Origin of the sequence: Citrobacter sp. CtB7.12 (genome assembly GCF_001297795.1) — a bacterium.
Taxonomy (GTDB): Bacteria; Pseudomonadota; Gammaproteobacteria; order Enterobacterales; family Enterobacteriaceae; genus Citrobacter_A; species Citrobacter_A amalonaticus.
On record NZ_LIFT01000014.1, the window covers coordinates 30,635 to 56,599 of the forward strand.

At 55.4% G+C, this 25,965-nt stretch carries 24 protein-coding genes and 4 tRNA genes; 7 read left to right on the forward strand and 21 right to left on the reverse strand.

The window, feature by feature from the left end:
- Positions 1 to 109: 109 nt before the first annotated feature.
- Complete coding sequence (yigI, locus tag AOY24_RS16505) at positions 110 to 577, forward strand: acyl-CoA thioesterase YigI (RefSeq protein WP_042998813.1); 468 nt, start codon at positions 110 to 112, stop codon at positions 575 to 577.
- Positions 578 to 620: 43 nt separating this feature from the next.
- Entirely contained in the window at positions 621 to 1,514 is an 894-nt protein-coding gene (rarD, locus tag AOY24_RS16510) for an EamA family transporter RarD (RefSeq protein WP_042998812.1), read from the forward strand.
- 91 nt (positions 1,515 to 1,605) lie between these two features.
- On the opposite strand, the gene corA is transcribed toward rarD, so the two are convergent.
- The 8 genes from corA to AOY24_RS16545 form a co-directional block, all read right to left on the reverse strand.
- Positions 1,606 to 2,556 carry a magnesium/cobalt transporter CorA gene (corA, locus tag AOY24_RS16515; protein WP_042326126.1) on the reverse strand — a complete coding sequence of 317 codons (951 nt, stop codon included), beginning with the start codon at positions 2,554 to 2,556 and terminating at the stop codon, positions 1,606 to 1,608.
- Between the two features lie 154 nt (positions 2,557 to 2,710).
- Positions 2,711 to 2,767, reverse strand: a complete 57-nt coding sequence (gene ysgD, locus AOY24_RS25405) for a YsgD/CorL family protein (RefSeq protein WP_212723238.1) — start codon at positions 2,765 to 2,767, stop codon at positions 2,711 to 2,713.
- A gap of 148 nt (positions 2,768 to 2,915) precedes the next feature.
- Positions 2,916 to 5,078 carry a DNA helicase II gene (uvrD, locus tag AOY24_RS16520; protein ID WP_042998811.1) on the reverse strand — a complete coding sequence of 721 codons (2,163 nt, stop codon included), beginning with the start codon at positions 5,076 to 5,078 and terminating at the stop codon, positions 2,916 to 2,918.
- Between the two features lie 86 nt (positions 5,079 to 5,164).
- Positions 5,165 to 5,881: a 5-amino-6-(5-phospho-D-ribitylamino)uracil phosphatase YigB gene (yigB, locus tag AOY24_RS16525; RefSeq protein WP_042998810.1), complete on the reverse strand. Its 717-nt coding sequence runs from the start codon at positions 5,879 to 5,881 to the stop codon at positions 5,165 to 5,167.
- The gene (xerC, locus tag AOY24_RS16530) at positions 5,881 to 6,777 is read right to left on the reverse strand and encodes a tyrosine recombinase XerC (RefSeq protein WP_044327585.1); all 897 of its coding nucleotides are present in this window, start codon (positions 6,775 to 6,777) and stop codon (positions 5,881 to 5,883) included. The genes yigB and xerC overlap by 1 nt, the downstream gene beginning before the upstream one ends.
- Positions 6,774 to 7,481 (reverse strand): DUF484 domain-containing protein, encoded by a 708-nt coding sequence (locus tag AOY24_RS16535; protein WP_042998808.1) that lies wholly within the window; start codon positions 7,479 to 7,481, stop codon positions 6,774 to 6,776. Before AOY24_RS16535 ends, xerC begins: the two co-directional genes overlap by 4 nt.
- Positions 7,478 to 8,302, reverse strand: a complete 825-nt coding sequence (gene dapF, locus AOY24_RS16540) for a diaminopimelate epimerase (protein ID WP_042998807.1) — start codon at positions 8,300 to 8,302, stop codon at positions 7,478 to 7,480. Before dapF ends, AOY24_RS16535 begins: the two co-directional genes overlap by 4 nt.
- Positions 8,303 to 8,338: 36 nt before the next feature.
- Positions 8,339 to 8,542 (reverse strand): lipoprotein, encoded by a 204-nt coding sequence (locus tag AOY24_RS16545; RefSeq protein ID WP_042326113.1) that lies wholly within the window; start codon positions 8,540 to 8,542, stop codon positions 8,339 to 8,341.
- 138 nt (positions 8,543 to 8,680) lie between these two features.
- On the opposite strand from AOY24_RS16545, the gene cyaY reads away from it, so the two are divergent.
- Positions 8,681 to 9,001 (forward strand): iron donor protein CyaY, encoded by a 321-nt coding sequence (gene cyaY / locus AOY24_RS16550; RefSeq protein WP_042998806.1) that lies wholly within the window; start codon positions 8,681 to 8,683, stop codon positions 8,999 to 9,001.
- A gap of 33 nt (positions 9,002 to 9,034) precedes the next feature.
- On the opposite strand, the gene cyaA is transcribed toward cyaY, so the two are convergent.
- Positions 9,035 to 11,581, reverse strand: a complete 2,547-nt coding sequence (gene cyaA / locus AOY24_RS16555) for a class I adenylate cyclase (RefSeq protein WP_042998805.1) — start codon at positions 11,579 to 11,581, stop codon at positions 9,035 to 9,037.
- A gap of 390 nt (positions 11,582 to 11,971) precedes the next feature.
- Here cyaA and hemC point away from each other — a divergent pair, with 390 nt between their 5' ends.
- From hemC to hemY, 4 genes are read left to right on the forward strand one after another with little or no spacing between them, the layout of a single operon-like run.
- Complete coding sequence (hemC, locus tag AOY24_RS16560; protein WP_042998804.1) at positions 11,972 to 12,913, forward strand: hydroxymethylbilane synthase; 942 nt, start codon at positions 11,972 to 11,974, stop codon at positions 12,911 to 12,913.
- Complete coding sequence (gene hemD / locus AOY24_RS16565; RefSeq protein WP_044258294.1) at positions 12,910 to 13,650, forward strand: uroporphyrinogen-III synthase; 741 nt, start codon at positions 12,910 to 12,912, stop codon at positions 13,648 to 13,650. The genes hemC and hemD overlap by 4 nt, the downstream gene beginning before the upstream one ends.
- A 21-nt stretch (positions 13,651 to 13,671) precedes the next feature.
- The gene (gene hemX / locus AOY24_RS16570) at positions 13,672 to 14,856 is read left to right on the forward strand and encodes a uroporphyrinogen-III C-methyltransferase (RefSeq protein ID WP_054176996.1); all 1,185 of its coding nucleotides are present in this window, start codon (positions 13,672 to 13,674) and stop codon (positions 14,854 to 14,856) included.
- 2 nt (positions 14,857 to 14,858) lie between these two features.
- The gene (gene hemY, locus AOY24_RS16575) at positions 14,859 to 16,055 is read left to right on the forward strand and encodes a protoheme IX biogenesis protein HemY (protein ID WP_044258291.1); all 1,197 of its coding nucleotides are present in this window, start codon (positions 14,859 to 14,861) and stop codon (positions 16,053 to 16,055) included.
- Between the two features lie 687 nt (positions 16,056 to 16,742).
- Here hemY and AOY24_RS16580 read toward each other — a convergent pair.
- The 12 genes from AOY24_RS16580 to rfbA all read right to left on the reverse strand — a co-directional run bounded on the left by AOY24_RS16580 (position 16,743) and on the right by rfbA (position 25,959).
- A tRNA-Pro gene (locus tag AOY24_RS16580) sits at positions 16,743 to 16,819 on the reverse strand.
- A gap of 41 nt (positions 16,820 to 16,860) precedes the next feature.
- A tRNA-Leu gene (locus tag AOY24_RS16585) sits at positions 16,861 to 16,947 on the reverse strand.
- 19 nt (positions 16,948 to 16,966) lie between these two features.
- Positions 16,967 to 17,042: transfer RNA gene (locus AOY24_RS16590), tRNA-His, on the reverse strand.
- Between the two features lie 57 nt (positions 17,043 to 17,099).
- Positions 17,100 to 17,176 (reverse strand) — tRNA-Arg (locus AOY24_RS16595).
- Positions 17,177 to 17,278: 102 nt separating this feature from the next.
- On the reverse strand, positions 17,279 to 18,664 hold the full coding sequence (locus AOY24_RS16600) for an amino acid permease (protein WP_042998800.1): 1,386 nt from the start codon (positions 18,662 to 18,664) through the stop codon (positions 17,279 to 17,281).
- A gap of 203 nt (positions 18,665 to 18,867) precedes the next feature.
- Entirely contained in the window at positions 18,868 to 19,608 is a 741-nt protein-coding gene (gene wecG, locus AOY24_RS16605; RefSeq protein ID WP_054176997.1) for a lipopolysaccharide N-acetylmannosaminouronosyltransferase, read from the reverse strand.
- A gap of 2 nt (positions 19,609 to 19,610) precedes the next feature.
- Positions 19,611 to 20,963, reverse strand: a complete 1,353-nt coding sequence (wzyE, locus tag AOY24_RS16610; RefSeq protein ID WP_054176998.1) for an ECA oligosaccharide polymerase — start codon at positions 20,961 to 20,963, stop codon at positions 19,611 to 19,613.
- Positions 20,960 to 22,039: a TDP-N-acetylfucosamine:lipid II N-acetylfucosaminyltransferase gene (locus AOY24_RS16615; protein ID WP_054176999.1), complete on the reverse strand. Its 1,080-nt coding sequence runs from the start codon at positions 22,037 to 22,039 to the stop codon at positions 20,960 to 20,962. Before AOY24_RS16615 ends, wzyE begins: the two co-directional genes overlap by 4 nt.
- Complete coding sequence (wzxE, locus tag AOY24_RS16620; protein ID WP_044267317.1) at positions 22,036 to 23,286, reverse strand: lipid III flippase WzxE; 1,251 nt, start codon at positions 23,284 to 23,286, stop codon at positions 22,036 to 22,038. The genes AOY24_RS16615 and wzxE overlap by 4 nt, the downstream gene beginning before the upstream one ends.
- A 1-nt stretch (position 23,287) precedes the next feature.
- The gene (gene rffA, locus AOY24_RS16625; RefSeq protein WP_044258283.1) at positions 23,288 to 24,418 is read right to left on the reverse strand and encodes a dTDP-4-amino-4,6-dideoxygalactose transaminase; all 1,131 of its coding nucleotides are present in this window, start codon (positions 24,416 to 24,418) and stop codon (positions 23,288 to 23,290) included.
- A 4-nt stretch (positions 24,419 to 24,422) separates the two neighbouring features.
- On the reverse strand, positions 24,423 to 25,100 hold the full coding sequence (rffC, locus tag AOY24_RS16630; protein ID WP_042998794.1) for a dTDP-4-amino-4,6-dideoxy-D-galactose acyltransferase: 678 nt from the start codon (positions 25,098 to 25,100) through the stop codon (positions 24,423 to 24,425).
- Complete coding sequence (rfbA, locus tag AOY24_RS16635) at positions 25,078 to 25,959, reverse strand: glucose-1-phosphate thymidylyltransferase RfbA (RefSeq protein WP_054177000.1); 882 nt, start codon at positions 25,957 to 25,959, stop codon at positions 25,078 to 25,080. Before rfbA ends, rffC begins: the two co-directional genes overlap by 23 nt.
- Positions 25,960 to 25,965 lie beyond the last annotated feature (6 nt).

Below are 25,965 nucleotides of genomic sequence, written 5' to 3' on the forward strand. Positions count from 1 at the left end.
TTTTACATATTTACACACATCCTCGTTAGTTATCCCGTCTTAAAGTGGAAAACAACATTTAAGAAGCATAACATCAACATTTCATTAACCAATGGAGTGTTGGAATCGTATGTCTGCCGTACTGACTGCTGAACAAGTCCTGAAGCTTGTGGGCGAAATGTTTGTCTACCACATGCCGTTCAACCGGGCGCTGGGCCTGGAACTGGAACGCTATGAGAAAGAGTTTGCCCAACTGGCGTTTAATAATCAGCCGATGATGGTGGGAAACTGGGCGCAAAGCATACTGCATGGCGGGGTGATCGCCTCTGCGCTGGACGTGGCTGCCGGGCTGGTGTGTGTCGGCAGTACTCTGACGCGCCATGAAACCATCAGTGAAGACGAACTGCGCCAGCGGCTGTCTCGCATGGGGACCATCGATCTGCGCGTAGACTACCTGCGTCCGGGTCGGGGCAATCGCTTTACCGCCACCAGCAGTCTGCTGCGCGCCGGGAATAAAGTCGCCGTCGCGCGTGTGGAATTACACAACGAAGAGCAGCTTTATATTGCCAGCGCCACCGCCACTTATATGGTGGGGTAAAAACAGGTAAACTGTTGTTACATTTCAGACATGAGTTTTCCCGATGGATGCAAAACAAACGCGGCTGGGCGTGTTACTCGCGCTTGCCGCCTATTTTATTTGGGGGATCGCTCCGGCGTACTTCAAGCTAATTTATTATGTTCCCGCAGATGAAATCCTGACCCATCGCGTGATCTGGTCGTTTTTCTTTATGGTGGCGCTGATCAGCATTAGCCGACAGTGGTCGAGCGTAAAAGCGCTGCTGAAAACACCGAAAAAGATCTTCCTGTTGGCGCTCTCGGCGGTACTCGTGGGGGGCAACTGGCTGTTGTTTATCTGGGCGGTAAACAACCACCATATGCTGGAAGCCAGCCTGGGTTATTTTATCAACCCGCTGGTGAACATTGTGCTGGGAATGCTTTTCCTCGGTGAACGCTTCCGTCGGATGCAGTGGCTGGCGGTAATTCTGGCGACCTGTGGCGTTCTGGTGCAGCTCTGGACCTTCGGTTCACTACCCGTCATCGCGCTGGGACTGGCGTTCAGCTTTGCCTTTTACGGTCTGGTACGCAAAAAAATCGCCGTTGAAGCGCAAACCGGGATGCTGGTGGAAACTTTGTGGCTGTTGCCTGTTGCCGCCATCTACCTGTTCGGTATCGCCGACAGCTCAACCAGCCATATGGGGCAGAACCCGATGTCACTCAACCTGCTGCTGATTGCCGCCGGGGTGGTGACCACGGTTCCGCTGCTGTGCTTTACCGGTGCGGCGACGCGCCTGCGCCTTTCTACGCTGGGCTTCTTCCAGTACATCGGCCCGACGCTGATGTTCCTGCTGGCCGTCACGTTCTACGGTGAAGTGCCGGGCGCGGATAAAATGGTGACATTTGCCTTTATCTGGGTCGCGCTGGCGATCTTCGTGACGGATGCGATTTATACGCAGAGACGGGGACGTCGGAGTTAGGGGGGTTGCCGGATGGCGGCTGTGCCTTATCCGGCCTATGATGATGTACTTTCTGTAAGCCGGATAAGCGAAGCGCCATCCGGCATAACCATTACAGCCAGTTCTTCCGTTTAAAGTACAGATACGGTGCCAGACCGGCGAGCAGCATAAAGATAATCGCGCCCGGGTAGCCAAAGCTCCACTTCAGTTCAGGCATAAACTCAAAGTTCATCCCATAGCTGGATGCCACCAGCGTCGGCGGCAGGAAAACCACGGAAACCACCGAGAAGATCTTGATGATGCGGTTCTGCTCGATGTTGATAAAGCCCATCGCCGCCTGCATCAGGAAGTTCACTTTCTGAAACAGGGATTCATTGTGCGGCAGCAGGGATTCGATATCTCGCAGGATCTCGCGCGCCTGTTCCAGTTGTCCGCCCGGTAAACGCGCCTTGCGGACCAGGAAGTTCAGCGCACGCTGGGTATCCATCAGACACAGGCGGACTTTCCAGCCGATATCTTCCAGTTCTGCCAGCGTCGAGAGGGCTTCATCGTACTCATCGCCCTGGTGCCCTTCCATAATCACCCGACTCAGCTCTTCCAGATCGCTGTAGATGTTTTCGATTTCATCCGCCAGCTGTTCGATTTTGGTTTCGAACAGATCCAGCAGCAGTTCATAGGCGTTACCGTCAACCATGGCCTGGCTGCGGGCGCGCATACGATACAAACGAAACGCGGGCAGCTCACGTTCACGCAGGGTAAACAGGCGGCCATCGCGGATGGTGAATGCCACGGTGGAGTTACCCGCGTGGTCTTCTGCATCTTCGAAGAAGAAAAAGGAGTGGATGTGCAGACCGTCTTCGTCTTCGAAGAAACGGGCGGATGCTTCGATGTCTTCCAGTTCAGGACGGGTCGCCAGGCTCTGGCCCAGCTCAGATTGTACGCGCAGTCGCTCGTCGTCGTCGGGCTCGACCAGGTCGACCCAGACGGCATCAATCAGGGTTTGTGACTCTTCGACTTCCAGCCGGGTGAGTCGGTTATTTTCCAGTTGAAATGCGCTCAGCATGACCGGGACTCCCAATGCTTAAAAATATCGGACAGTTCGGTGGGCACACAGAAACAAATTGGGTTTCAGACCATTAAACAGCCTGACTCAGCGCGACGGGAAAAAAGAGAAGGTCGCTGACAACCGCTAAGGCTATCAGCAAAAAGGGATAGCCTTAGGAGTTGATCCTGGATGACAGGATAATGAGCCAGTATCTACTGGGTGTGTCCAAGGCGAATGTCCTCTTAGCGTAATCGTGCGCGCATGTTACGCCAGCAAAAATTTGCCGTCAACACGCAACGAAACGCGAAAAAGTAATAATTTCCCCTTATGCAGAAAGGTTAGCAGAGGGGGAAATTAAAGTGATAATTATCTATAAGTTAGACCGTTTCTAACTTCGCATACGCAGCAACGAGCCATTTAATTCCCTGTCCCTGGAAAGCCACCTGCAACCGGCTGTGTTCGCCGCTGCCCTCCAGATTCACAATGGTGCCCTCGCCGAACTTAGCATGGCGCACACGCTGGCCCAGCTTGTAACCGGTGTCGTTTTCCGCCATCGGCGTCCCCATCCGCTGATGGCTCACCGGACGGCTGATCGTTGCACGCAGACGGACCTCTTCAACGCACGCTTCCGGCAACTCACCGATGAAGCGCGACGGACGGTGATACACCTCTTTGCCATACAAGCGACGCGTTTCGGCATAGGTTAGGGTCAGTTTCTGCATCGCACGGGTCACGCCGACATAGGCCAGACGACGCTCTTCTTCAAGGCGTCCGCCCTCATCCAGTGACATCTGGCTGGGGAACATCCCCTCTTCCATCCCGACGATAAACACCTGCGGGAACTCCAGCCCTTTCGCCGAGTGCAGCGTCATGAGCTGTACCGCATCCTGCCAGGTATCCGCCTGCCCTTCGCCCGCTTCCAGCGCCGCATGGGAGAGAAATGCCTGCAACGGCATCAGATCTTCGTCTTCGTCGTTGTAGCTGAACTGGCGCGTCGCCGTCACCAGTTCCTCTAAGTTCTCGATGCGGGTCTGACCTTTCTCGCCTTTCTCCTGCTCGTACATCATGCGCAGGCCGGAATCTTTAATCACCCGGTCAGTCTGCACGTGCAGCGGCATATCTGCCGTTTCCTGCGCCAGTGCGTCAATGAGTTCCATAAAGCGTTGCAGCGCACTGGCGGCACGACCGGCCAGCGCTTTTTCCTGCAACAGTTCGCGGCACGCCTGCCACAACGTGAGCTGGCGATCGCGTGACGTCTGGCGCACCACGTCCAGCGTCCGATCGCCAATCCCGCGCGTCGGGGTATTCACCACGCGTTCAAAGGCGGCGTCATCATTGCGGTTCGCAATCAGGCGCAGATAAGAGAGCGCATCTTTGATTTCCTGACGCTCGAAGAAGCGCATGCCGCCGTATATGCGGTACGGCATACTGGCCTGTAGCAGCGCCTCTTCCAGCACACGCGACTGGGCGTTACTGCGGTAGAGAATAGCGCACTGCTCCAGCGCGCCACCGTTGTCCTGCCAGGTTTTGATCCGGTTGACGACAAAGCGCGCTTCATCCAGCTCGTTAAACGCGCAGTAGAGTGAAATGGGCTCGCCTTCGACGCCATCGGTCCACAGCTTTTTACCCAGACGCCCATTGTTGTTCTCGATCAGAGCGTTCGCCGCGCTGAGAATATTACTGGTTGAGCGGTAGTTCTGCTCAAGACGGATGGTTTGCGCACCGGGGAAGTCGTTCAGGAAGCGCTGGATGTTTTCTACCTGCGCGCCGCGCCAGCCGTAGATCGACTGGTCGTCATCGCCCACGATCATCACTTTGCCGGTATCGCCAGCCAGCAGACGGATCCAGGCATACTGGATGTTGTTGGTATCCTGGAATTCGTCCACCAGGATATTCGTGAAACGTTCGCGGTAGTGCTGAAGAATATGCGGTTTGTTGAGCCACAGCTCATGCGCGCGCAGCAGTAGTTCGGCAAAATCCACCAGCCCCGCACGATCGCACGCTTCCTGATAGGCCTGATACACCTTCTGCCAGGTCTGCTCAATCGGGTTACCGAAACTCTGAATATGATGTGGGCGCAGACCTTCGTCTTTCTGTCCGTTGATGTACCACATCGCCTGACGCGCCGGCCACTGCTTCTCGTCGAGGTTCATCGCCTTAATCAGACGCTTGAGCAGACGCAACTGGTCTTCGCTGTCGAGGATCTGAAAATCCTGCGGCAAATTCGCATCCATGTGATGCGCGCGCAACAGTCGGTGCGCCAGACCGTGGAAAGTGCCGACCCACATGCCGCCCTGGCTGGTGCCCATAATCTGGCCGATACGGTGACGCATCTCCGCCGCCGCTTTATTGGTAAAGGTTACCGCCATAATCGAATACGGCGAGTTATTTTCTACCGTCAGCAGCCAGGCGATACGGTGTACCAGTACGCGTGTCTTACCGCTCCCTGCCCCCGCGAGAACCAGCACGTTGCTACGTGGCGCGGCCACCGCTTCGCGCTGTTTATCATTGAGGCTGTCGAGCAGATAAGAAACGTCCATTGGCACCGCCGCATTAAAAGAAGTAGGGCGGATAAGCGTCGCGCCATCCGCCAAAAAGCTGTGTATTTATACAGAACTGCTGGTGATTATATCAGCGAGGTCAGAGATGCCAACTGTGAAATCTCAATATGTGGCAGTAAGCGGCTGTCAAAAGTGTGCATCAGGTCGGCATTTTCCGGTTTAATCCAGCAGGCCTGCAACCCACTGCGGATCGCCCCGGCAACGTCGGTCGTCAGATCGTCGCCCACGTGCAGGATCTCGCCGATCGGCACAGTTAACTTTTCCGCCGCCAGAAAGTACATATCACTGAACGGCTTTGAGCGTCCGTCCGGACCGGCGCGCAGCACAAATTCGAAATAGTCGCCGAGGCCGAACAGCTCCGGCTGCGCGTTGCCGTTGGTGATCGCCACCAGCGGCCACTTTCTCGCTAACGCTTTCAGCGTGTCGTGCGTCTCTTGCGGGACATCGACCTGACTGCGCCACTTCGCAAAGTTCATCATCGCGGCATTCGCCCCCGCAACCGCCTCCTGCGCGGAGAGTCCGGCGTTTAGCATGGCACGCTCGACGGCGCGATGACGCCAGCGGGTGACATCGTGGTAAATTTCCGGCTCCGCTTCCCGTACCGCCTGACGCAAGCGTTGCAGATCAGTATTTTGCAGCGTGCGTAGCGCCGGATGGTAGTTTTGCACAAAGGCGAGCGCTTCCTGTTCGGTGCGCTGGATAACCGGACGGTTATCGTAAAGAGTGTCATCGAGATCGAACGTGATCGCCGAGATGGGTCCTGGAGACCGGTAAAAACGCATTATTTCCCCCGTTTGGCGCGTGGATGCGCCGCATCGTACACCGAGGCCAGGTGTTGAAAATCAAGATGAGTATAGATTTGCGTGGTCGAGAGGTTGGCGTGTCCCAGCAGTTCCTGTACGCCTCGCAGGTCACCGCTCGATTCCAGCATATGCGTGGCAAACGAGTGGCGCAGCTTATGCGGATGCACGTGGCTGTTTAACCCCTGCTTAATGCCCCACTCGGCAAAACGCTTTTGCACGTTGCGCGCGGAAATACGGTTGCCCAGCTTCGACAGGAACAGCGCGTCTTCCTCGCTGCCAAACAACCCGCGCAGATCCAGCCAGTGCTCAATCCACGCCACCGCATTGCGACCAATGGGCAGGCGACGCTCTTTGCTGCCTTTCCCCATCACCCACACTTCACCGCTGTCGAGATCCAGATGTTTGATGTCCAGCCCCACCAGCTCCGACAAACGCAGACCCGCACCGTACATCACCTCCAGCATCGCGCGGTCGCGCACGGCGAGCGGATCGTTAAGGTCGATATCCAGCAGACGGTTCACATCATCAACATCGATATTTTTCGGCAAATGGCGCGGCGCTTTGGGTGCCTGTACCCCTTTCGCCGGATTGGCTTTCAGCTTGCCTTCGCTAACCATCCAGTCGAAGAAGCTGCGCAGAGCAGAGAGGCGTAGCGCAAGACTCGCAGGGCCAAGTCCTTTACGGCGGCTGCGCACCGCGAAACTGCGCACCATTGCAGCGTCACATTGTTGCCAGCTTTGTAGTCCGGTTTCGCCGGCTAAAGCGATGATGGCATCAAGCTGACGCTGATAGTTTTTCAGCGTGATGGGGCTAAGCTGGCGTTCTACGCCCAGATAGCGCAGAAATCGGGTGACATCGGTGGCAAAGTCCGTCATACGCGTTCAATCCAGCGCTCCAGCAGATCCGGCATCATTAGCGCGATTTCATGCAGGAGTTGCGTTCCCTGGCCTGCCTGATAGTGATGCGTGTCGCGGCTGCTGAACAAAATGACGCCCAAATCGCCGTCACGTCCCAGCATCGACATCGCCACCGAACCAATCGCCTTCGCTTCCGGCAACACCACCAGCAATTCCGGACCGTTTAAGGTGCCCAGATAGTGCTGCTCCTGCCCCAGCCGCTGAATACGCAGCGGTTCGAAGGCCTGGCGGCTTAACGCCAGATGGGTATAGCTTGACGGCGCGCCGAGACGCCAGCGATCGGGAAACAGGCGCACCGTGGCACCGGCAAGGCCCAGTTCACGCGCCCAGCGATGAAAGCGCATCAGCATATCGTCCAGGCTGGTCGCGGCAACCAGACGTCCCTGCAAATGCAACAGGCGATAAAACAGGCTTTCGTTGGCATTCGCCTGCGCCATCAACAGCGACATATTTTCTTCAAGGACGTTAATGTGATTACGCGCGCGGGCCATGTGCCACTCAACGAGCGAGACGGTGCCCCGCACCGGGTGCGGCACCCGCATCGCTTCCACGGCATGCGCATTGCGGATAAAAAACTCAGGGTTTTTCTGCAGATAGTCGACGACCGCCCGGTCATCGAGTTCCGTAAGCGTTTCCTGTAGTTCTTCCCCTGGCTGCTTCATAGATGGATAAACCCGTCATAGACATGTGCCGCCGGGCCAGTCATGTATAACGGATGACCCGGACCTTTCCAGGCGATATCAAGGCGACCGCCCGGTAATTCCACGCGGACCTCTTCCGCCAGCAAACCTTGCTGAATGCCGACGGCGACGGCCGCGCACGCGCCGCTCCCACAGGCCTGTGTCTCTCCCGCGCCGCGCTCATAAACGCGTAGGCGAATATGCTCGCGTTTCATGATCTGCATAAAACCGATATTGGCCCGTTCAGGAAAACGTTCGTGACTTTCCAGAACCGGTCCTAGCGTTTCCACCGCCGCCGTATCAACATCGTCGACCTGAATCACACAGTGCGGATTACCCATTGAAACGACACCGCACAATATTGTCTGTTCCGCCGCTCGCATAATATAGGTCTTTTCCGCTTTGTTAGCGCGAAAAGGCACCTGCGATGGCTCAAAATTGGGTTCACCCATGTTGACGCGCACTAACTCATCGTCCGTCACGCTCAACACCATCCGCCCATTCGCCGTACTGACGCGAATATCACGTTTGTTGGTTAACCCCTTGAGGCGCACAAAACGGGCAAAACAGCGCGCGCCGTTACCACACTGCGACACTTCACTGCCGTCGGCATTAAAAATGCGGTAATGAAAATCCAGCTCAGGATCGTACGGAGGTTCAACCACCAGCAGTTGATCAAACCCCACCCCCAGATGCCTGTCAGATAAACGACGGATCAATTCTGGCGAAAAAAAGACATTCTGCGTTACCGCGTCGACGACCATAAAATCGTTGCCAAGGCCATGCATTTTAGAGAATTGCATTATTCACTCCGTTCACGCGGGTACAGAAACACACCGTCAGTAGTTCACCTGGGAAGGCCCATCTCCCGTGGCACGATCGTTTTGATCGGGCGTGGTGGATTGCGTTTGTGTATCAACCGGTTTAGTCGGCGGCGGTGCATTTTTATCAGCCGGAGGGAAATAGAGCGGCCCTTTAAGGCCACAACCCGTCAGGCTGAACAGAGTGAGAAGAACAGCGAGTGCCTGAAACACGTTTTTCATTATGGATTGCCTGTAAGTTCATACTTTCTGTTTTCTATCATCGCAGGAGAAGGCGTAAAAGCAAGAGTTTGCCTGTAATCTGCAACGCGATTTGTTTCAGGTTATACTGCCGCCATCACGAAAAAACGGGAAACGACAATGAACGACAGTGAATTTCATCGCCTGGCCGATACCTTGTGGATGACCATCGAAGAACGTCTTGACGACTGGGACGGCGACAGCGATATCGACTGCGAAATCAATGGCGGCGTACTGACCATTAGCTTTGAAAACGGCAGCAAAATCATTATTAACCGTCAGGAACCGCTGCACCAGGTGTGGCTGGCGACCAAACAGGGCGGCTACCATTTTGACCTGAAAGGGGACGAATGGGTTTGCGACCGGAGCGGAGAAACCTTCTGGGATCTGCTGGAACAGGCGGCAACGCATCAGGCGGGCGAAGAAGTCAGCTTCCGTTAAGTCTTATTTGCCGGATAACATCCGGCAAAACTATCACGAGAAATACTGCTGCAACTGCGGCGTGTCGTTATCCTGATTGGCTGGCGGAACGTTGCCGAGTGATTGTGCGCGGAACGGGATCACCTGTGCGCGTCCGTCCGTATTCACAATCTGATAGAACTGCGGCAGGTTGAAGTTGATGAAACTGGAGCCGTAGGTAAAGCGGTCGTGCGACGAGGAGTAGAAACGGCTGACGTCGCGCACCAGCTCTTCTTTGCTGCCTTCGCAGTGATGATACACTTCCGCCCGGTTACTCTCGTCCAGAATGTAGATGTTAAAGCCCTTCTCATCACCGGTCTCTTCAAAGAAGAACTGAATGATCCCTTCGCTGGCGAAGCCATCCACGACCGACGGCAGTTTCACCTGATTGGTTTCCACCTGAACTGACAGGCCGTGCAATTTGTTATGCGAAATTGCGCCGTAGAACTCAATGGCGTTTTCCAGCTTCTGTACCGACACATTCAGGCGTTCAAAGAACAGGCCCCATGTCTGACCGGAAACGCGCAATGCCTTAAAGCGCCCTGTCTCCTGACGGGTACTGGAGAGACGCAGCTCGATGCACTCTGAAACCAGTTGCTGCACGCGGGTACGAATCAAACCACGCAGATGCTGGCTGTAGCAGAACACTTCCACGCTGTCCGGCGGCGCGGCGTCCTGGTGCATTTTGCCCAGAATCGTTTTCAGTGCTTCTATCATCGCCTGTTCGCCGTTGAAATGCAGCGTACGCACTTCATTCCACGAGTTGCGGTACAGCAGATCTACGCTGCCCACCAGGCAATTTTGCTCTTCGCCAAAGCTGAAAACATCCAGCTTACGGAAGTCAAAATGGACCACCTGATTGCGGAATGCCGCCGTCGGGTCATATTCGAGGTTAACGATGATCGCCAGATGGCGAATTTCACACGGGCTGTAGAGCGCTTTCGGCGTCGGCGCAGGCAAACGCAGCGGGAAATGGTGCGACACATCGGCCACCATCTCCTGCAATTTCGGCAGATCGACAATGCCGTTGCCCTTAATAAACAGATGCGTGCGCGACGTCAGCAGACCGTTAAACCACGCCCAGGCCACCAGCTTATTCAGATAGCGGTTATATTCCAGCGGCTGATGGCTGATGATGGAATCCATGTTTGGCGCACGGTTGTAGAGATACCAACCTGAACGGTTGGCGCGACCTGGCGGAACGTGGATAAAGGTTAAGTTCGGTTCAGAGAGGTCCGGCGAAATCTGTGGGTTCACCAGCGTAACTTTACCGGGTAACGCTTCAAACGCGGCGTACAGCTTACGGGTCAGAACGCCAATATCCTGCGGGCTGGCGCTGACGCTGAGATTATTACGACGCGCAAAGCGGATCAGATTACGGTAGCTCTGCATCATAGCATCGAGCAGTTCGTTGTGCGCTTCACGTACCTGATCAATCTTCCAGTTCGCCCGGTTGTCGAGCATGGCCAGACGATTTTCGTCCCATCCCCACTCGCTTACTAACTGACTGAGCACTTCACGACGCCAGCCGACGCAGGCGCGTTCGCGGCTCAGTTTTTCGCAAACTTTTAAGTAGAAACATCGGCGCACTAAATCCAGGCGCGTCGGATCTTCAATCGCCGTGAGGTATTCCGTCACGCGTTCCAGCATCATGCAGTACGGGTCAAGACCAAACGAGACGATCTCGCCGTCATGCAGGCGCTGTTTAATGTCTTTCGCCAACAGGCGTGGATTGGGGTATTCCCAGGAGTAGGCTTCCAGCAACAGCGTTTTCAGCACCGCCTTGTACGGTGAATCGATACTTTTATACAGTTGCCAGAGGCTGGCGCCAAAGTACTCTTCAGCGGAGAGCGAGCTTAATCCGCCCAGGTCCAGCCATTCGTTTGGCGTGAGCACACCCTGAGCGTAGAGCGTCATAACGTAGTCGTCGTAATGCTCTTCTTCATCGCCCGGCACCATATTCCACAGAATACGCTTACCGGCGAGACGCACCGCGGTACGGTAGAATTCATCCAGCAGCAGGATATGCTGCGTCGAGCCACAGTCTTCACCACCCAGACTGCCGCTTTCATTATGGCGGAAACGGTTTTCATCAATCAGGAAGAAGCTGACTTCCACCCCCAGCGAAGCGGCCCAACTTTCCAGCAAACTGCATTTACGCTGCAGCAGTTGTCGTTCTTCACTGTCCAGCCAGGACTGGTGGCACACCCAGATATCAAGATCCGACGAACAGCTTTGTCCGACAGAGGAGGTGCTGCCCATGGAATAAACGCCGGTAATCGGCAACTCACCTTTTGGCGGATCCTGCGGCGCCAGACCGCGATACAGTTCCAGTTCGTTCAGATAGTGGCGTTGGGTTTCATCAGGCGTGTAAAAGCAAATGCCTCTGGGAACGTTACCATCGAGGTATCCCGGCATCAGCGGATGGTGATAGTGCAATAATGTCGGCAGAAGACTGTACACCTGCTGGAAAGCAGGTCCCATGGCAGCAAGCGCGCGATCCACACGCAGTTGATTAATGGCATCCAGTCTCTGTTTCAGAGTCTCAATATAGAGGTACAAGACGTATCGCCTGATGTTGCTACCCGTCATGCCGTCGATTGTCGCAGCGCGATCCGCTTACCAACAACCTTCACCATTCGGGATAAACCAAATGACAAAAATAACCGTTACCTTTTACGACCTTTTTTTTGTGCGTTCAGTCGAAAAAATGGCCTAAAACGTGATCAATTTAACACCTTGCTCATTGACCGTAAAGAAAGATGCGCTACATACAAGTGTAGCACCAATCGCTTCGCGTAAATTCTGAAGTACGCCCGGACGGTTTCTCGTCATTAAATACTGCCAGCCGCAACACAGCGTCTTATCCTTGACTTACCTTTGACCGTAACACTGACATCCCACTTGTAAGGATGTTAGGATGAACCACGGACGATAATGACGGTAACAAGCATGTTAGACAATGTTTTAAGAATTGCCACACGCCAAAGCCCCCTCGCGCTCTGGCAGGCACATTATGTCAAAGACGCTCTGATGGCGAGCCATCCCGGCCTGGTCGTGGAGCTGGTGCCTATGGTGACGCGTGGTGATGTCATTCTTGATACCCCACTGGCGAAAGTAGGCGGCAAAGGTCTGTTCGTAAAAGAGCTGGAAGTTGCGCTGCTCGAAAAACGTGCCGACATCGCGGTGCACTCAATGAAAGATGTTCCGGTTGAATTTCCGGAAGGTCTGGGACTGGTTACTATCTGTGAGCGCGACGATCCGCGCGACGCCTTTGTCTCGAACACATATAACACCCTTGATGAACTGCCCGCCGGCAGCATCGTGGGTACCTCCAGCTTGCGTCGCCAGTGTCAGCTGGCAGAACGCCGTCCGGATCTCGTCATTCGTTCACTGCGCGGCAACGTTGGAACCCGCCTGAGCAAGCTGGATAACGGCGACTATGATGCCATTATCCTGGCCGTTGCCGGTTTAAAACGCTTAGGGCTGGAATCGCGAATCCGCACGGCGCTTCCACCAGAAGTGTCGCTGCCTGCCGTGGGGCAAGGCGCGGTTGGCATCGAATGCCGCCTCGACGATAGCCGGACTCAGGCGCTGCTGGCCCCGCTGAATGATGAAATGACCGCACTTCGCGTCAAAGCCGAGCGCGCCATGAACACCCGCCTGGAAGGGGGCTGTCAGGTGCCAATTGGCAGCTATGCTGAAATCATTGATGGTGAGATTTGGCTACGCGCGCTGGTCGGTGCGCCAGACGGTTCACAAATGGTACGCGGAGAGCGCCGTGGCTCGCCCGATCAGGCGGAGCAGATGGGCATTTCGCTGGCCGAAGAGCTGCTGGATAACGGCGCGCGCGCGATTCTGACCGAGGTTTATAACGGAGAATCCCCCGCATGAGTATCCTGGTCACCCGCCCGTCTCCCGCAGGGGAAGCGTTAGTGAGCCGTCTGCGCACACTGGGGCAGGAGGCCTGGAGTTTTCCGCTCATCGAATTTACCCCGGGTCAGGATTTATCGCGACTGGCCGGGGTGTTTTCGACGATCACTGATAACGATCTGCTCTTTGTGCTGTCACAGCACGCGGTCTCTTTTGCCCATGCGCAACTGGAACGTGAAGGGCTGAAGTGGCCGGCCGCCGCGCACTATTTTGCTATTGGTCGCACGACCGCCCTGGCGCTGCATACCGTCAGCGGATATGACATTCGCTATCCACTGGATCGGGAAATCAGCGAAGTCTTGCTACAATTACCTGAATTACAAAATATTGCGGGCAAACGTGCGCTGATCTTACGCGGCAACGGCGGTCGGGAGCTATTAGGCGAAACCCTGGCGGCACGCGGTGCAGATGTCACGTTTTATGAATGTTATCAACGTAGTGCTAAACCTTACGATGGGGCACAAGAAGCGATGCGCTGGCAGTCGCGCGGCGTGACAACGATAGTGGTCACCAGCGGGGAAATGCTGCAACAGCTTAACGCACTAATCCCGCAGTGGTATCGCGAAAACTGGTTACTACGCTGTCGGCTTATTGTCGTCAGCGAGCGTCTGGCGCACCTCGCCCGGGAACTGGGCTGGCAAGATATTAAGGTCGCTGATAACGCCGACAACGATGCGCTACTGCGCGCATTACAATAACTCTCATAATGGGAAGCCATAATGACGGAACAAGAAAAATCCTCCGCCGTGGTTGAAGAGACCAGGGAGGCCGTGGAAACTCAGCCACAGCCAGCTACTGCTGAAAAAAAGAGTAAAAACGGCACTGCGCTCATCCTGAGTGCGGTGGCAATCGCCATCGCGCTGGCAGCCAGTGTTGGACTCTATGGCTGGGGAAAACAACAGGCGACCACACAGACCGCCACCAGCGATGCACTGGCTAATCAACTGACCGCGCTGCAAAAAGCGCAGGAAAGCCAGAAGGCGGAGCTGGAAGGCGTCATTAAACAGCAGGCGGCGCAGCTTGAGCAGGCCAACCGTCAGCAAACTGAACTGGCGAAACAGCTGGATGAAGTCCAACAGAAAGTCGCCACGATTTCCGGTAGCGATGCCAAAACGTGGCTGCTTGCGCAGGCCGATTTTCTGGTCAAGCTAGCCGGACGTAAGCTGTGGAGCGATCAGGATGTGACGACGGCGGCCGCACTACTGAAGAGCGCAGATGCCAGCCTCGCGGACATGAACGATCCCAGCCTGATTACCGCACGCCGGGCTATCACCGATGATATCGCCAGTCTTTCCTCCGTCGCTCAGGTGGATTACGACGGTATCATCCTGAAAATTAATCAGCTTTCTAATCAGATCGATAACCTGCGTCTGGCGGATAACGACAGCGACGGTTCACCGATGGACGCCGATAGCCCTGAGCTTTCCAGTTCAATCAGCGAATGGCGCGTCAATCTACAAAAAAGCTGGCAGAACTTTATGGACAGCTTTATCACCATCCGCCGCCGCGATGATACTGCGGTCCCGCTGTTAGCGCCGAATCAGGATGTCTATCTGCGGGAAAACATCCGCTCTCGTCTGCTGGTTGCCGCCCAGGCCGTGCCGCGCCATCAGGAAGAGACTTACCGTCAGGCGCTGGATAACGTCTCCACCTGGGTGCGTGCCTACTACGATACCGACGACGCCACGACAAAAGCCTTCCTTGAAGAAGTGGACAAGTTGAGCCAGCAGAGCATCACGATGGACGTACCGGAAACGCTACAAAGCCAGGCGATCCTCGAAAAATTGATGCAAACCCGCGTGCGTAACCTGCTGGCACAACCGGGCGCCGCGCCATCTGAAGCGCCCCCTGCGTCTGAAGCACCGCAGGCAGAAACCCCGGCAGCCGCGCCGCAAGGAGAATAATGATGCTAAAAGTATTATTGCTCTTTGTGCTGTTGATCGCGGGTATCGTGATCGGCCCGATGATTGCCGGTCACCAGGGTTATGTCCTGATCCAGACCGACACGTACAATATTGAAACCAGCGTGACTGGGCTGGTCATCATCCTGATCCTTGCGATGGTGGTACTGTTTGCCATCGAATGGCTGCTGCGCCGCCTCTTCCGGACTGGCGCACATACGCGCGGCTGGTTTGTGGGTCGCAAACGTCGTCGTGCCCGCAAGCAGACCGAACAGGCGCTGTTGAAACTGGCGGAAGGAGACTATCAGCAGGTTGAGAAGCTGATGGCGAAAAATGCCGATCATGCTGAACAGCCGGTAGTGAACTACCTGCTCGCCGCTGAAGCAGCGCAACAGCGTGGTGACGAAGCGCGCGCAAACCAACATCTGGAACGTGCGGCAGAACTCGCGGGCAACGACACGATCCCGGTTGAGATCGCGCGTGTCCGCCTGCAACTGGCGCGCAATGAGAACCATGCCGCGCGCCACGGCGTGGATAAATTGCTGGAGGTAACGCCGCGCCATCCGGAAGTACTGCGTCTGGCAGAACAGGCCTACATTCGCACCGGTGCCTGGAGCTCGCTGCTGGATATCATCCCGTCAATGGCGAAAGCGAACGTCGGTGATGAAGAGCATCGTGCGATGCTGGAACAGCAGGCGTGGATTGGTCTGATGGATCAGGCGCGCGCCGATCAGGGCAGCGATGGTCTACGCGAATGGTGGAAAAACCAGAGCCGTAAAACCCGTCATCAGGTCGCCCTGCAGGTGGCCATGGCCGAGCATCTGATTGAATGCGACGATCACGACATGGCGCAGCAAATCATTATCGACGGTCTGAAGCGTCAGTATGACGATCGCCTCGTGCTGCCAATTCCGCGTCTGAAAACCAATAATCCGGAACAGCTGGAGAAAGTCCTGCGTCAGCAAATCAAGACCGTCGGCGATCGCCCGCTGCTGTGGAGTACGCTGGGTCAGTCGCTGATGAAGCACGGCGAATGGCAGGAAGCGACCGTTGCCTTCCGCGCCGCGCTGAAGCAGCGGCCGGACGCGTACGATTACGCCTGGCTTGCCGACGCGCTCGACCGCCTGCATCAACCGGAAGAAGCGGCCACCATGCGCCGTGACGGCCTGATGCTGACGTTGCAGAATAATCCCCCGCAATAACGCCCTGACGCCCGGTGACGCTTCGCGCTCCGGGCATTAATCGCATACACAAAATCATTCAGGATGCATCGAGGCGGCAAGTCTGAGGATCCCCGGGAGCTTACATAAGTCAGTGACCGGGGTGAGCAGGCGCAGCCAACAAAGGGGCAGCCTGGAGGATGACGTATATGCATAAAAAAACGCCCGCTCTTTTGGAGCAGGCGTTAAACAGGTCTTTATGACAACATAAATGGGTGCTTCACTCAACGTTATGTCCATGGTGTTTGATGAGGCCGAAGCGACATCTGTCTGTGGACGATAAGCACCGTAAACGGCTCTGCATCATTCCTGAGTTTATGAGGCACTATGGCGAGCATAAGAGATGGAATGAGCATCTACCCGACTATTATTGCACATTGCATGCCAGGATTGCACCGCTAAAAATAGGGATTAAGATAATTCGCTATCCCTGTACTGGCGCGGGTTGTCGGCGATTTTGCCTTTTTCTGCCAGCCGGAAATACACCTCATTGTCGCTCAGCAGAGACAGATCTCGCCCGATATACGAAAGTCTTGAAATTTCAGAAGGTTAATCGTCACCAAATGGCGACAATGGCAAACAGGGTTGTCTCAGGGAAGCAACAGGGGGAAAAGAAGAAGAAAGTGTTGCGTAGAAAAAGAAAAACCCCGCCGAAGCGGGGTTCAAAATTGGTCGGCGAGAGAGGATTCGAACCTCCGACCCACTGGTCCCAAACCAGTTGCGCTACCAAGCTGCGCTACTCGCCGATGTACTGCTTTTTGAATTTTTAGTTCAATTCGTTAAGTCGTGGTGCGAGGGGGGGGACTTGAACCCCCACGTCCGTAAGGACACTAACACCTGAAGCTAGCGCGTCTACCAATTCCGCCACCTTCGCATTTCACAACTTTTAATAATGGGGTGGCTAATGGGATTCGAACCCACGACAACTGGAATCACAATCCAGGGCTCTACCAACTGAGCTATAGCCACCACTACAAATCTTTGTTACGCGGTATCAAAACCACCGCAGCTCCAGCACCGGGTAAATGGTGCGCCCGACAGGATTCGAACCTGAGACCTCTGCCTCCGGAGGGCAGCGCTCTATCCAGCTGAGCTACGGGCGCTTAGCGCCGTTGCGGGGGTGGATAATACGGACTTCACACCCCGCTGTCTAGTGCCTTTTTAAATAAAATGCGCGTTTGGTTACGCTTTGCGCGTTTTGTCGCTTATTCCCCCGTTTTCTGGGCGATACCCTGACGGTTGAGGCCAAAAACCTTGTAAACAGCCGTCACGGAGAGCAGGAAGATGATGCCGACAAACAGCGACATACGGGTATCTTCATTAAAGTACATGCCTATCAGTACGCAAACCAGGAAAGCCATCGTCAAATAGTTTGCCCACGGGAACAGAATTGAACGGAACGGATGGCTGGCCATCGCCGCTTTATGCGCCCGACGAAAACGCAACTGGCTAATCAGGATCACAAACCACGGCACCATCCCCGGCAGCACGCTTGCACTATAAACATAGACGAAGACGCGCTGCGGATTAGGAATGATGTAGTTCAGGCACGAACCGACCAGCAGAATCGCAATCGACAACGCCACGCCCGCCACCGGAACGCCGTGACGGGAAACTTTCCCCATCGCCGCCGGCAGTTGACGATTCTTCGCCAGCGCGTAAAGCATACGCCCACAACTGTACATTCCGCTGTTACAGCCAGACAGCGCGGCGGTCAGCACGACAAAGTTGATAATCGCCGCCGCGGTAGTGATACCAATTTTGGCAAAGGTCAGGACGAACGGACTGCCGTTGCTACCAATTTCGTTCCACGGGAAGATAGTGACGATCACGAAAATCGCTCCCACGTAGAAGATCAGAATACGCCACAGCACTTTACCTACCGCGCTACGCAGCGTGACCTGCGGGTTTTTGGCTTCGCCCGCCGTAATCCCGATCAGCTCCACGCCCTGATAAGAGGCGACCACAATACACAACGCGGTGAGGAAGCCTTTCCAGCCACCGGCAAAGAAACCGCCGTGCCCGGTCAGGTTACCAAAGCCAATCGGCTGCCCGCCGTTGCCAAGGCCGAAGAAAATCACGCCCAGACCCACCACAATCATCACGATGATGGTGGTGACTTTGATCATCGCAAACCAGAACTCAATTTCGCCATACAGACGAACGGCCGCCAGGTTTGCCAGCGCCACCAGTCCAACGGCAATTAGCGCCGGTATCCATTGCGCCATTTCCGGAAACCAGAACTGGACATAGACGCCGATCGCGGTGATCTCCGAAATACCGACCGCCATCCACATAAACCAGTATGACCATGCGGTGAGATAACCGAAGAACGGGCTCATGTAGCGGTGAGCGTAAACGGCGAAAGAACCGGCAACCGGCTCCAGGAACAGCATCTCGCCCATTGAACGCATAATGAAAAAGACGAACAGGCCGGCGACAATATATGCCAGCAGTACCGATGGTCCTGCCCATTTCAGGGTGCTTGCCGCCCCCATAAACAGGCCGACGCCAATGGTGCCCCCGAGGGCAATCAATTCGATATGACGAGCCTCCAGCCCACGCTGCAGCTCCGGTTTATTCTCTGCCATAAATCCTCTTGTCGTGTTTACATGCTTTCCGGCATTGCCGGTTATTGTTATGGGTACATCGCTGGGGGCGCATGTTTTCGCAAATTTGGCGAAATGGCAAACGAAGCATTAAAAAATTGCATTTTTTTGTAAAAACAGTGCAAAAATGAGGCAACATGGTAGCGCATGGAGCAGAATGCGCTACCTGCATGAAGAAGGGGTTTTTAGATATTACCGCTGTAGTGCCAGCGCAGGTAACGCAGTAAACGGAGTTGACGGGTAATGCGGCTCGGCTGCGACAGCAAGCGATACAGCCACTCCAGCCCCAGATTTTGCCACACCTTCGGCGCGCGTTTTACATGACCGGTGAAAACATCATAGGTACCGCCGACGCCCATATAGAGCGCATGCGGATGCACCTGCTGGCAATCGCGCATAAAGATTTCCTGTTTCGGCGATCCCATCGCCACGGTGACGATTTTCGCCCCACTGGCGTGGATTTGCTCAAATAGCGCAGGACGCTGCTCCGGCGTAAAATAACCGTCCTGGCTGCCGACAATGTTCACATTCCACTGGGCGCGCAGTTTCGCTTGCGTTTGTGCCAGCACTTCCGGCTTTCCGCCCACAAGGAATACCGGCGTGCCTTCCTCTCCCGCGCGGGCCATCAACGCTTCCCAGAGATCGGCACCCGCTACGCGAGAAACCTGGGCATGCGGAAATTTTTTGCGTACCGAGCGCACGACGCTGATCCCGTCGGCATATTTATACTCTGCTGCCTCAATCAGGGTACGGACTTCTGGGTTATCTTCCGCCATCAGGACCTTTTCTGCGTTAATCGCCACCAGCGTACCTTGTTTAAGCTGGCCGCCAGCATAGAGATAATCCAGCGCATGGTGCATATCACGCCAGCCAATCAGCTGGAGTCCGCGCAGATCGTAAATTGGTGCTGTTGTATTATCAGTCATTGCTATCCTTCAACCTGTTTGTCTGGCAGGGCTCGCCAACGTTTATGGATCAGTCCGGCCTGGTCAAACAGCCAGAACAGAAGTTTTGCCACCAGCAAACAGGCACCAAAAACCACCAGGAAAAAAACAACACGAGAGACAAACGAGTCCAGTCCCTCTCGCGCCAGCACGATCATATTGAAAATCGCGCCAAAGCAAAAACTATGCAAAATCGCGGCCTTGTAGCGGTTGACCTCACGATTACCCAGCTCGTACAGCCAGTCGAACCATTTGATGATAAGCCCTACCACAACCGCGCCCAGCGGGATAAACAGCGCGCCGCCCATCACCACCAGCGAACCAATCAGCGTTGGAGAAATCGCCAGACCGGAATGGTTGTTCAGCACTTCCCACGTAAAGTAGTTCGCCGTATTCAGCACCACACTCGGCCGCCCTGGCCAAAGCCAGGAAGGAATAAAGACGTAGAAATCACGGGCAATTGGCGCCAGCCCCTGAAAGTCGATTTTGTCGTAATTTTGCAGCAGCAGCGCCAGGTTCTCCCACGGAGAAAACGTGTCACGAGTGAGATAGAGAAACGTATAGAACGCCTCGTCACCGCTGACGTTCAGCCCGTAGCGCTTCAATGCCAGCCAGAACATCCCGACAATCCCCAGCACGCCTGCTGCCGCCAGCATCCACAGCGAGATCCAGCCGCGAATAATACCGATGAACAGGAAGATGGCGAAGGCAATGATGATATTGGCGCGAGTGCCGCCGACAATCATATACGTCAGCAGGCCAAATGCGACGGTGCTGACTAGGAAGAACAGCCACGCTTTGCTGTCCTGGCGCAGGAAATAGACCACCAGCATGGCCGGGATGAAAAAGTAAAAGAAGCGTTTTAACGCCACGCCGGAAACTTCACTGGAAAAAATCTGGCTATACGATTGCAGGCGGAACAGTAAAAAGCCGTTGTGCATGAAGAAGATGCCCACGCTGATCAGCGCAATCCCCATCAGAATCATCCAGGTGAGATGGGTTTCCACCCGATTCATCGTGAACAGCGGTTTGCGCGGCGCGTCCGCAATCCGTTTGCGTAAGCGGGTCTTATAGGTCACATAGTAGATCGCGTAGAAACAGGCAGCGGAAAGCAGCGCCTGTAGCAGGATTTCCGGCGGTGCGATGGCGACGTCAAAGCGGAACGCCAGCACGCTGGTCAGCGGAAAGCCAAAAAAGAAGGTCAGCAAAAACAGCAGCGAGAAGAAAACGTTGAAGTTGAAGCGCACGCGGCGAAACTCAAACCAGGTTAGCGTGGCGATAAACAACGTGGAGAGGAGCCAGACGACAAACAGGCCGCTGAACTGCATCAGACTCATAGCGCCTCCCCTGCGGCAACCTGCAACGCGTGATGCCAGGGCTGCAAATAGTTCGGGCTAAAGAAGGTAATGGTATTTTTATCCACTGACGCCAGCTGGCGCTGAGCCTCGCGCACCACCTGTTCGTTAAGTTCATCGGTCGTAAACAGCACCGGAAGATGCTGTTCCACCATGTCCTGCCAGAAGGGATTTTCGCGGTTCAGCACGCAGGGCACGCCTGCCTGAATCAGCAAACACAAGGTGCCAATTCCCTGCTGACGGGCAAAAATAAAGTACCCGAGATCGCACTGACGAAGCAGCACCAGATAGTCGTCGAACGCCAGCTTGTCGCTGAGGATCTGCAGGTTATCTGCACTGAACAGTCTTAGCCCCGCCTGACGAACGTCCGCGATATACGCCTCGTTATTCGCCGGATAGCCCATCGGGACAACCACATTTACGGTGTCGCCAAACTGCTGATGCACCGCCCGCAGCGCGGCGATATGTTCGTTGCTGCGATCGCCTGAGTTGCCCACCAGAATGGTCATTTTTCCGCTGCGTTGGCGATCGTTCACCATATTGTTGAGCGCGGGATCCATTCGCGTCGGGAAATAGAGCAGTTCTCCCGGCACGCGCGGATGCTGTTGGGCGAAATAGTTCAGATCGCCACGGGTGGCAAAAACGCCCCCAACACGGCTTTGCGCCAGACGGCGAAGCGGATAAAACAGTTTGAATTTCAGTCCGCTGGAGACTTCATACAGATCCGCGCCCCAGATGTGCCAGTAAAACTGACTGGGCTTAATTCCACCGCTCAGTAACGCCAGCCACAGCGCCATATTAAACTGACCGTGGAAGAAGAAACGCTGCTGTCTGTTCGCTTTAGCTTGCGCTATCACCGCTTGCGCCAGCGATTTTTTACCGCTGTAGAAACGGATGGAGAGCGCCGGGCAACTTTCCGTCAACCCGGCATCCTGACCGGCGACCATAAAGACACAGGCATGCTCACTGGTCGATGCCAGCGTATCGTTGAAAAACCGCAGCACGGTTTGATTATGGTGAGGGATATCCGATCCCAGTACGTGAATCAGTACAGTCATGCCCGCCTACGCCAGAGTAAAAATACACAACAACATAAAGAAAAATAGACGACATACGTTGCCATATAGGCCTGTGCCGCACCCAGCGCGCCATGTGCCGGGATCAGCCAGTGCGCAAATGCCGTCAATAAAATGAACTGGCTGATTTCCGCCAGAATATAAAACCGCAGTGACGCTTTGGCGATCACCAGGTAACCGAAGACATATGCCCCAACTTTCAGCACATCTCCAACCAACTGCCAGGCAAACAGATCGCGCATGGCGGTGAATTTCTCAGAGAACAGCAGCCAGATAGCAAAGTCACGCAGCAGCCAGACGGAGAAGCTCGCAGCGGCCACCGCAGGCAGAACAAACTTCAGCGACTTCACCACTTCCCGTGTGATGTCCCGCTTTTCGGTAAGGCGCGACAGCGTCGGCAACAGGTAAACGCTAAACGACGCGGTAATAAATTGTAGGTAAGCATCCGAGATACTGCTCACCCCTTGCCAGATCCCGACGTCATCCCAACTGTAGTGCGCCGCCAGCAGGTTTCGCATCATCACATACGCCACTGGCAGCGTGACGGAGGTGATCAGCGCCATCAGGGTAAACTTGCTGAGCTGGCCCGCCAGCCCGTTATCCCAGGATGGCTTGAGATAGCGCAGGGGGATCATTCCGCGTTTCAGCAGCATGGCTGCCGCCGGGATCACCACCAATGCGGGCACCAGCGCCAGGCCGAGGAGCGCACCTTCATAGCCGCCCAGCCGGTAACAGCCATAATAGGCGACAACGCCCACCAGGCTGCCGACAATCAGTGACAGCGCATTCCCGGCCGCATCACGAAATCCTTTCATTAACGCCAGCAGCAGGTTGGCCCAGGCAATCCCCATCTGCACCAGCGCCACTAAGCGTACTAACCCCTGATACTGCGTATGACCAAACAGTCCCTGGCTAATCGGTGCCGCCGCAAGCAGAAACACCAGCGCCAGCAGCGTCGAAAAACCCAGCACCATCGCCGAGGATGTCCCGACCACCTGCCGCAATTGTTCGGGGTTATCGTGAGACTGCGCAACGTATTTGGTGACGCCGTTGAAAATGCCGGCCCCCGCCAGGACGCCAAGCACGGTGACCATCTGACGGAAATTTCCCGCTTGCCCGACACCCGCCGGGCCGAATGACACCGCCAGCAGCTTAACGACCAGTAACCCCGCGCCAATTTTGACCAGCGTGCTGGCCGCCGTCCACAAGGACGCTTTCGCAAGCGACATATCAGGCGAAATAGTTCAGCAATGTCGTAATCACCGTGCGCTGATTCACTGCCGACAGGTTATAGAACAGCGGCAGGCGCAGCAGACGTTCGCTCTCTTTGGTGGTGTAGCGGTCCTCGCCGGAGAATTCACCAAACTTGTCGCCAGCCGGGCAGTCATGCAGCGGAATGTAGTGGAACACCGCCATAATCTCGGCTTCTTTCAGGAAGTTAATCAGCGCGCTACGATCGTCAATGTCGCGCAGCTTGATATAAAACATATGGGCGTTCTGTTTGCAGTCATCCGGAATGGATGGCAATTCAATTCTGCCCGCACGCGCCAGCGGTGCGAGGGCATCGTAGTAGGTCTGCCACAGCGCCAGACGCTGCTGATTAATGCGGTCCGCCGCTTCCAACTGTGCCCAGAGATAAGCGGCCTGTAGATCGGACATCAAATAGCTGGAACCAATATCACGCCAGGTATATTTGTCGACCTGACCACGGAAGAACTGGCTGCGGTTAGTCCCTTTTTCACGAATGATTTCGGCTCGCTCAATAAGGCTGCGATCGTTAATCAGCGTTGCGCCGCCTTCGCCACCGGCGGTGTAGTTTTTGGTTTCATGGAAACTAAAGCAGCCGATGTGGCCGATCGTTCCCAGCGCCCGGCCTTTGTAAGTCGACATCACCCCCTGCGCGGCGTCTTCTACCACAAACAGGTTGTACTTATCCGCCAGCGCCATGATGGTGTCCATCTCACAGGCCACACCCGCATAATGCACCGGCACAATCGCCCGCGTTTTTTCGGTGATCGCCGCTTCAATGCGCGTTTCGTCAATGTTCATGGTATCCGGACGGATATCCACAAAGATGATTTTAGCGCCGCGCAGCACAAAGGCATTCGCGGTCGACACGAAGGTGTAACTCGGCATGATCACTTCATCACCCGGCTGGATATCCAGCAGCAGTGCCGCCATCTCCAGTGAGGCGGTACAGGAAGGCGTCAGCAGTACCTTCGCACTGCCAAAACGCTGCTCAAGCCACTGCTGACAACGACGAGTAAAGCCCCCATCGCCACACAGTTTGCCGCTGCCCATTGCAGACTGCATATACTCAAGTTCGGTACCCACCACCGGCGGTGCGTTAAACGGAATCATGTTGTCACCTGTATAACCAGTACGCGGTGCTTTCTACATTCGCACCGCTTTGTATATAACGTTTAAGCGCGGCGGTGTTGCCCATCTGGGTCGCCACCCGCAATGTTGTTTTGCCGCGCGCCTGCGCCCATCCCAGCGCCGCCTGCATCAGCTCTGCCCCAACGCCACGCCCGGCGAGCAAGCCGATTCGCGCCTCGCGGTCATCCAGTTCACGCAGCGAGACATAGCCGCGAATATCCCCATTTGAGGTGCGAAGAACCAGACACTGATGATCAAACGTGCCGTGCACCGCGTTTTCAATCCACTGCGCATAAAAGCGAGCGCTGGCGTCAGGCGCATACCACGGCGTGCGAAAGCGGCTTTGCGCAAAGGCCGCCGCAGCGAGCTGGCGCAAGGCCGGAATGTCCGTCAGTTGTGCAATTTCTGCGCCAGTTTGACCGTTGTTTTTCCCGACAGGAAGAACAAAATCGACTTCCCCTTCCACCAGCGCGAAACCCAGTTGTTGCAGAGCATCCAGCTCGCGGGTATTGGCCGCCGGGATTTTGGCCTGCACCCGCGACCAGGGCTGTAAGGCTTCTGCGGTCAATAACGGCGCCGCCGGATCCAGCCGGACAATGGCGCTGTTGATGCCAAAGAAGCGGTTTTCCCAGCCCAGCGGCTCAATACTGGCGTGGACGTGCACGAAGCAGCTCCAGTAAATATTGGCCATAACCTGTTTTCGCCAGAGCGCTGGCGGCACGTTTCACGCCGTCATCATCCAGCCAGCCATTGCGCCAGGCAATCTCTTCCAGACAGGCAATTTTGAATCCCTGACGCTTTTCAACCGTCTGCACAAAGGTGCTCGCCTCAATCAGGCTGTCATGCGTTCCCGTATCGAGCCAGGCAAAACCGCGGCCCAGCAGCTCAACGGTCAGATTGCCTGCGTCAAGGTACATCTGATTGATAGAGGTGATCTCCAGTTCGCCGCGTTCAGATGGTTTCACGCGCTTTGCGTACTCCACCACCTTGCTGTCGTAGAAATAGAACCCGGTCACCGCCCAGTTAGATTTTGGCTGCTTCGGTTTCTCTTCTAACGAGATGGCGCGGAAATTGTCATCAAACTCCACCACGCCAAACCGTTCTGGATCCATCACCTGATAGCCAAACACGGTCGCCCCTTCGGTACGCGCGGCGACATGGCGCAATTTAGGACTGAACCCCTGACCGAAGAAAATATTGTCGCCTAACACCAGGCAGGAAGGTTCGCCGTTCAGGAACGTCTCACCGATGATAAACGCTTGCGCCAGGCCATCCGGACTCGGTTGTTCGGCATACTGCAAATGAATGCCAAATTCAGAACCGTCGCCTAACAGACGCTGAAAATATCCTTTGTCTTCCGGCGTGGTGATAATCAGGATCTCACGAATGCCGGCCAGCATGAGCACCGATAACGGGTAATAAATCATCGGCTTATCGTAAATGGGGAGCAGCTGTTTCGACACGCCACGCGTGATAGGATGCAAACGGGTGCCAGAGCCGCCCGCCAGAATGATACCTTTCATGCCTTC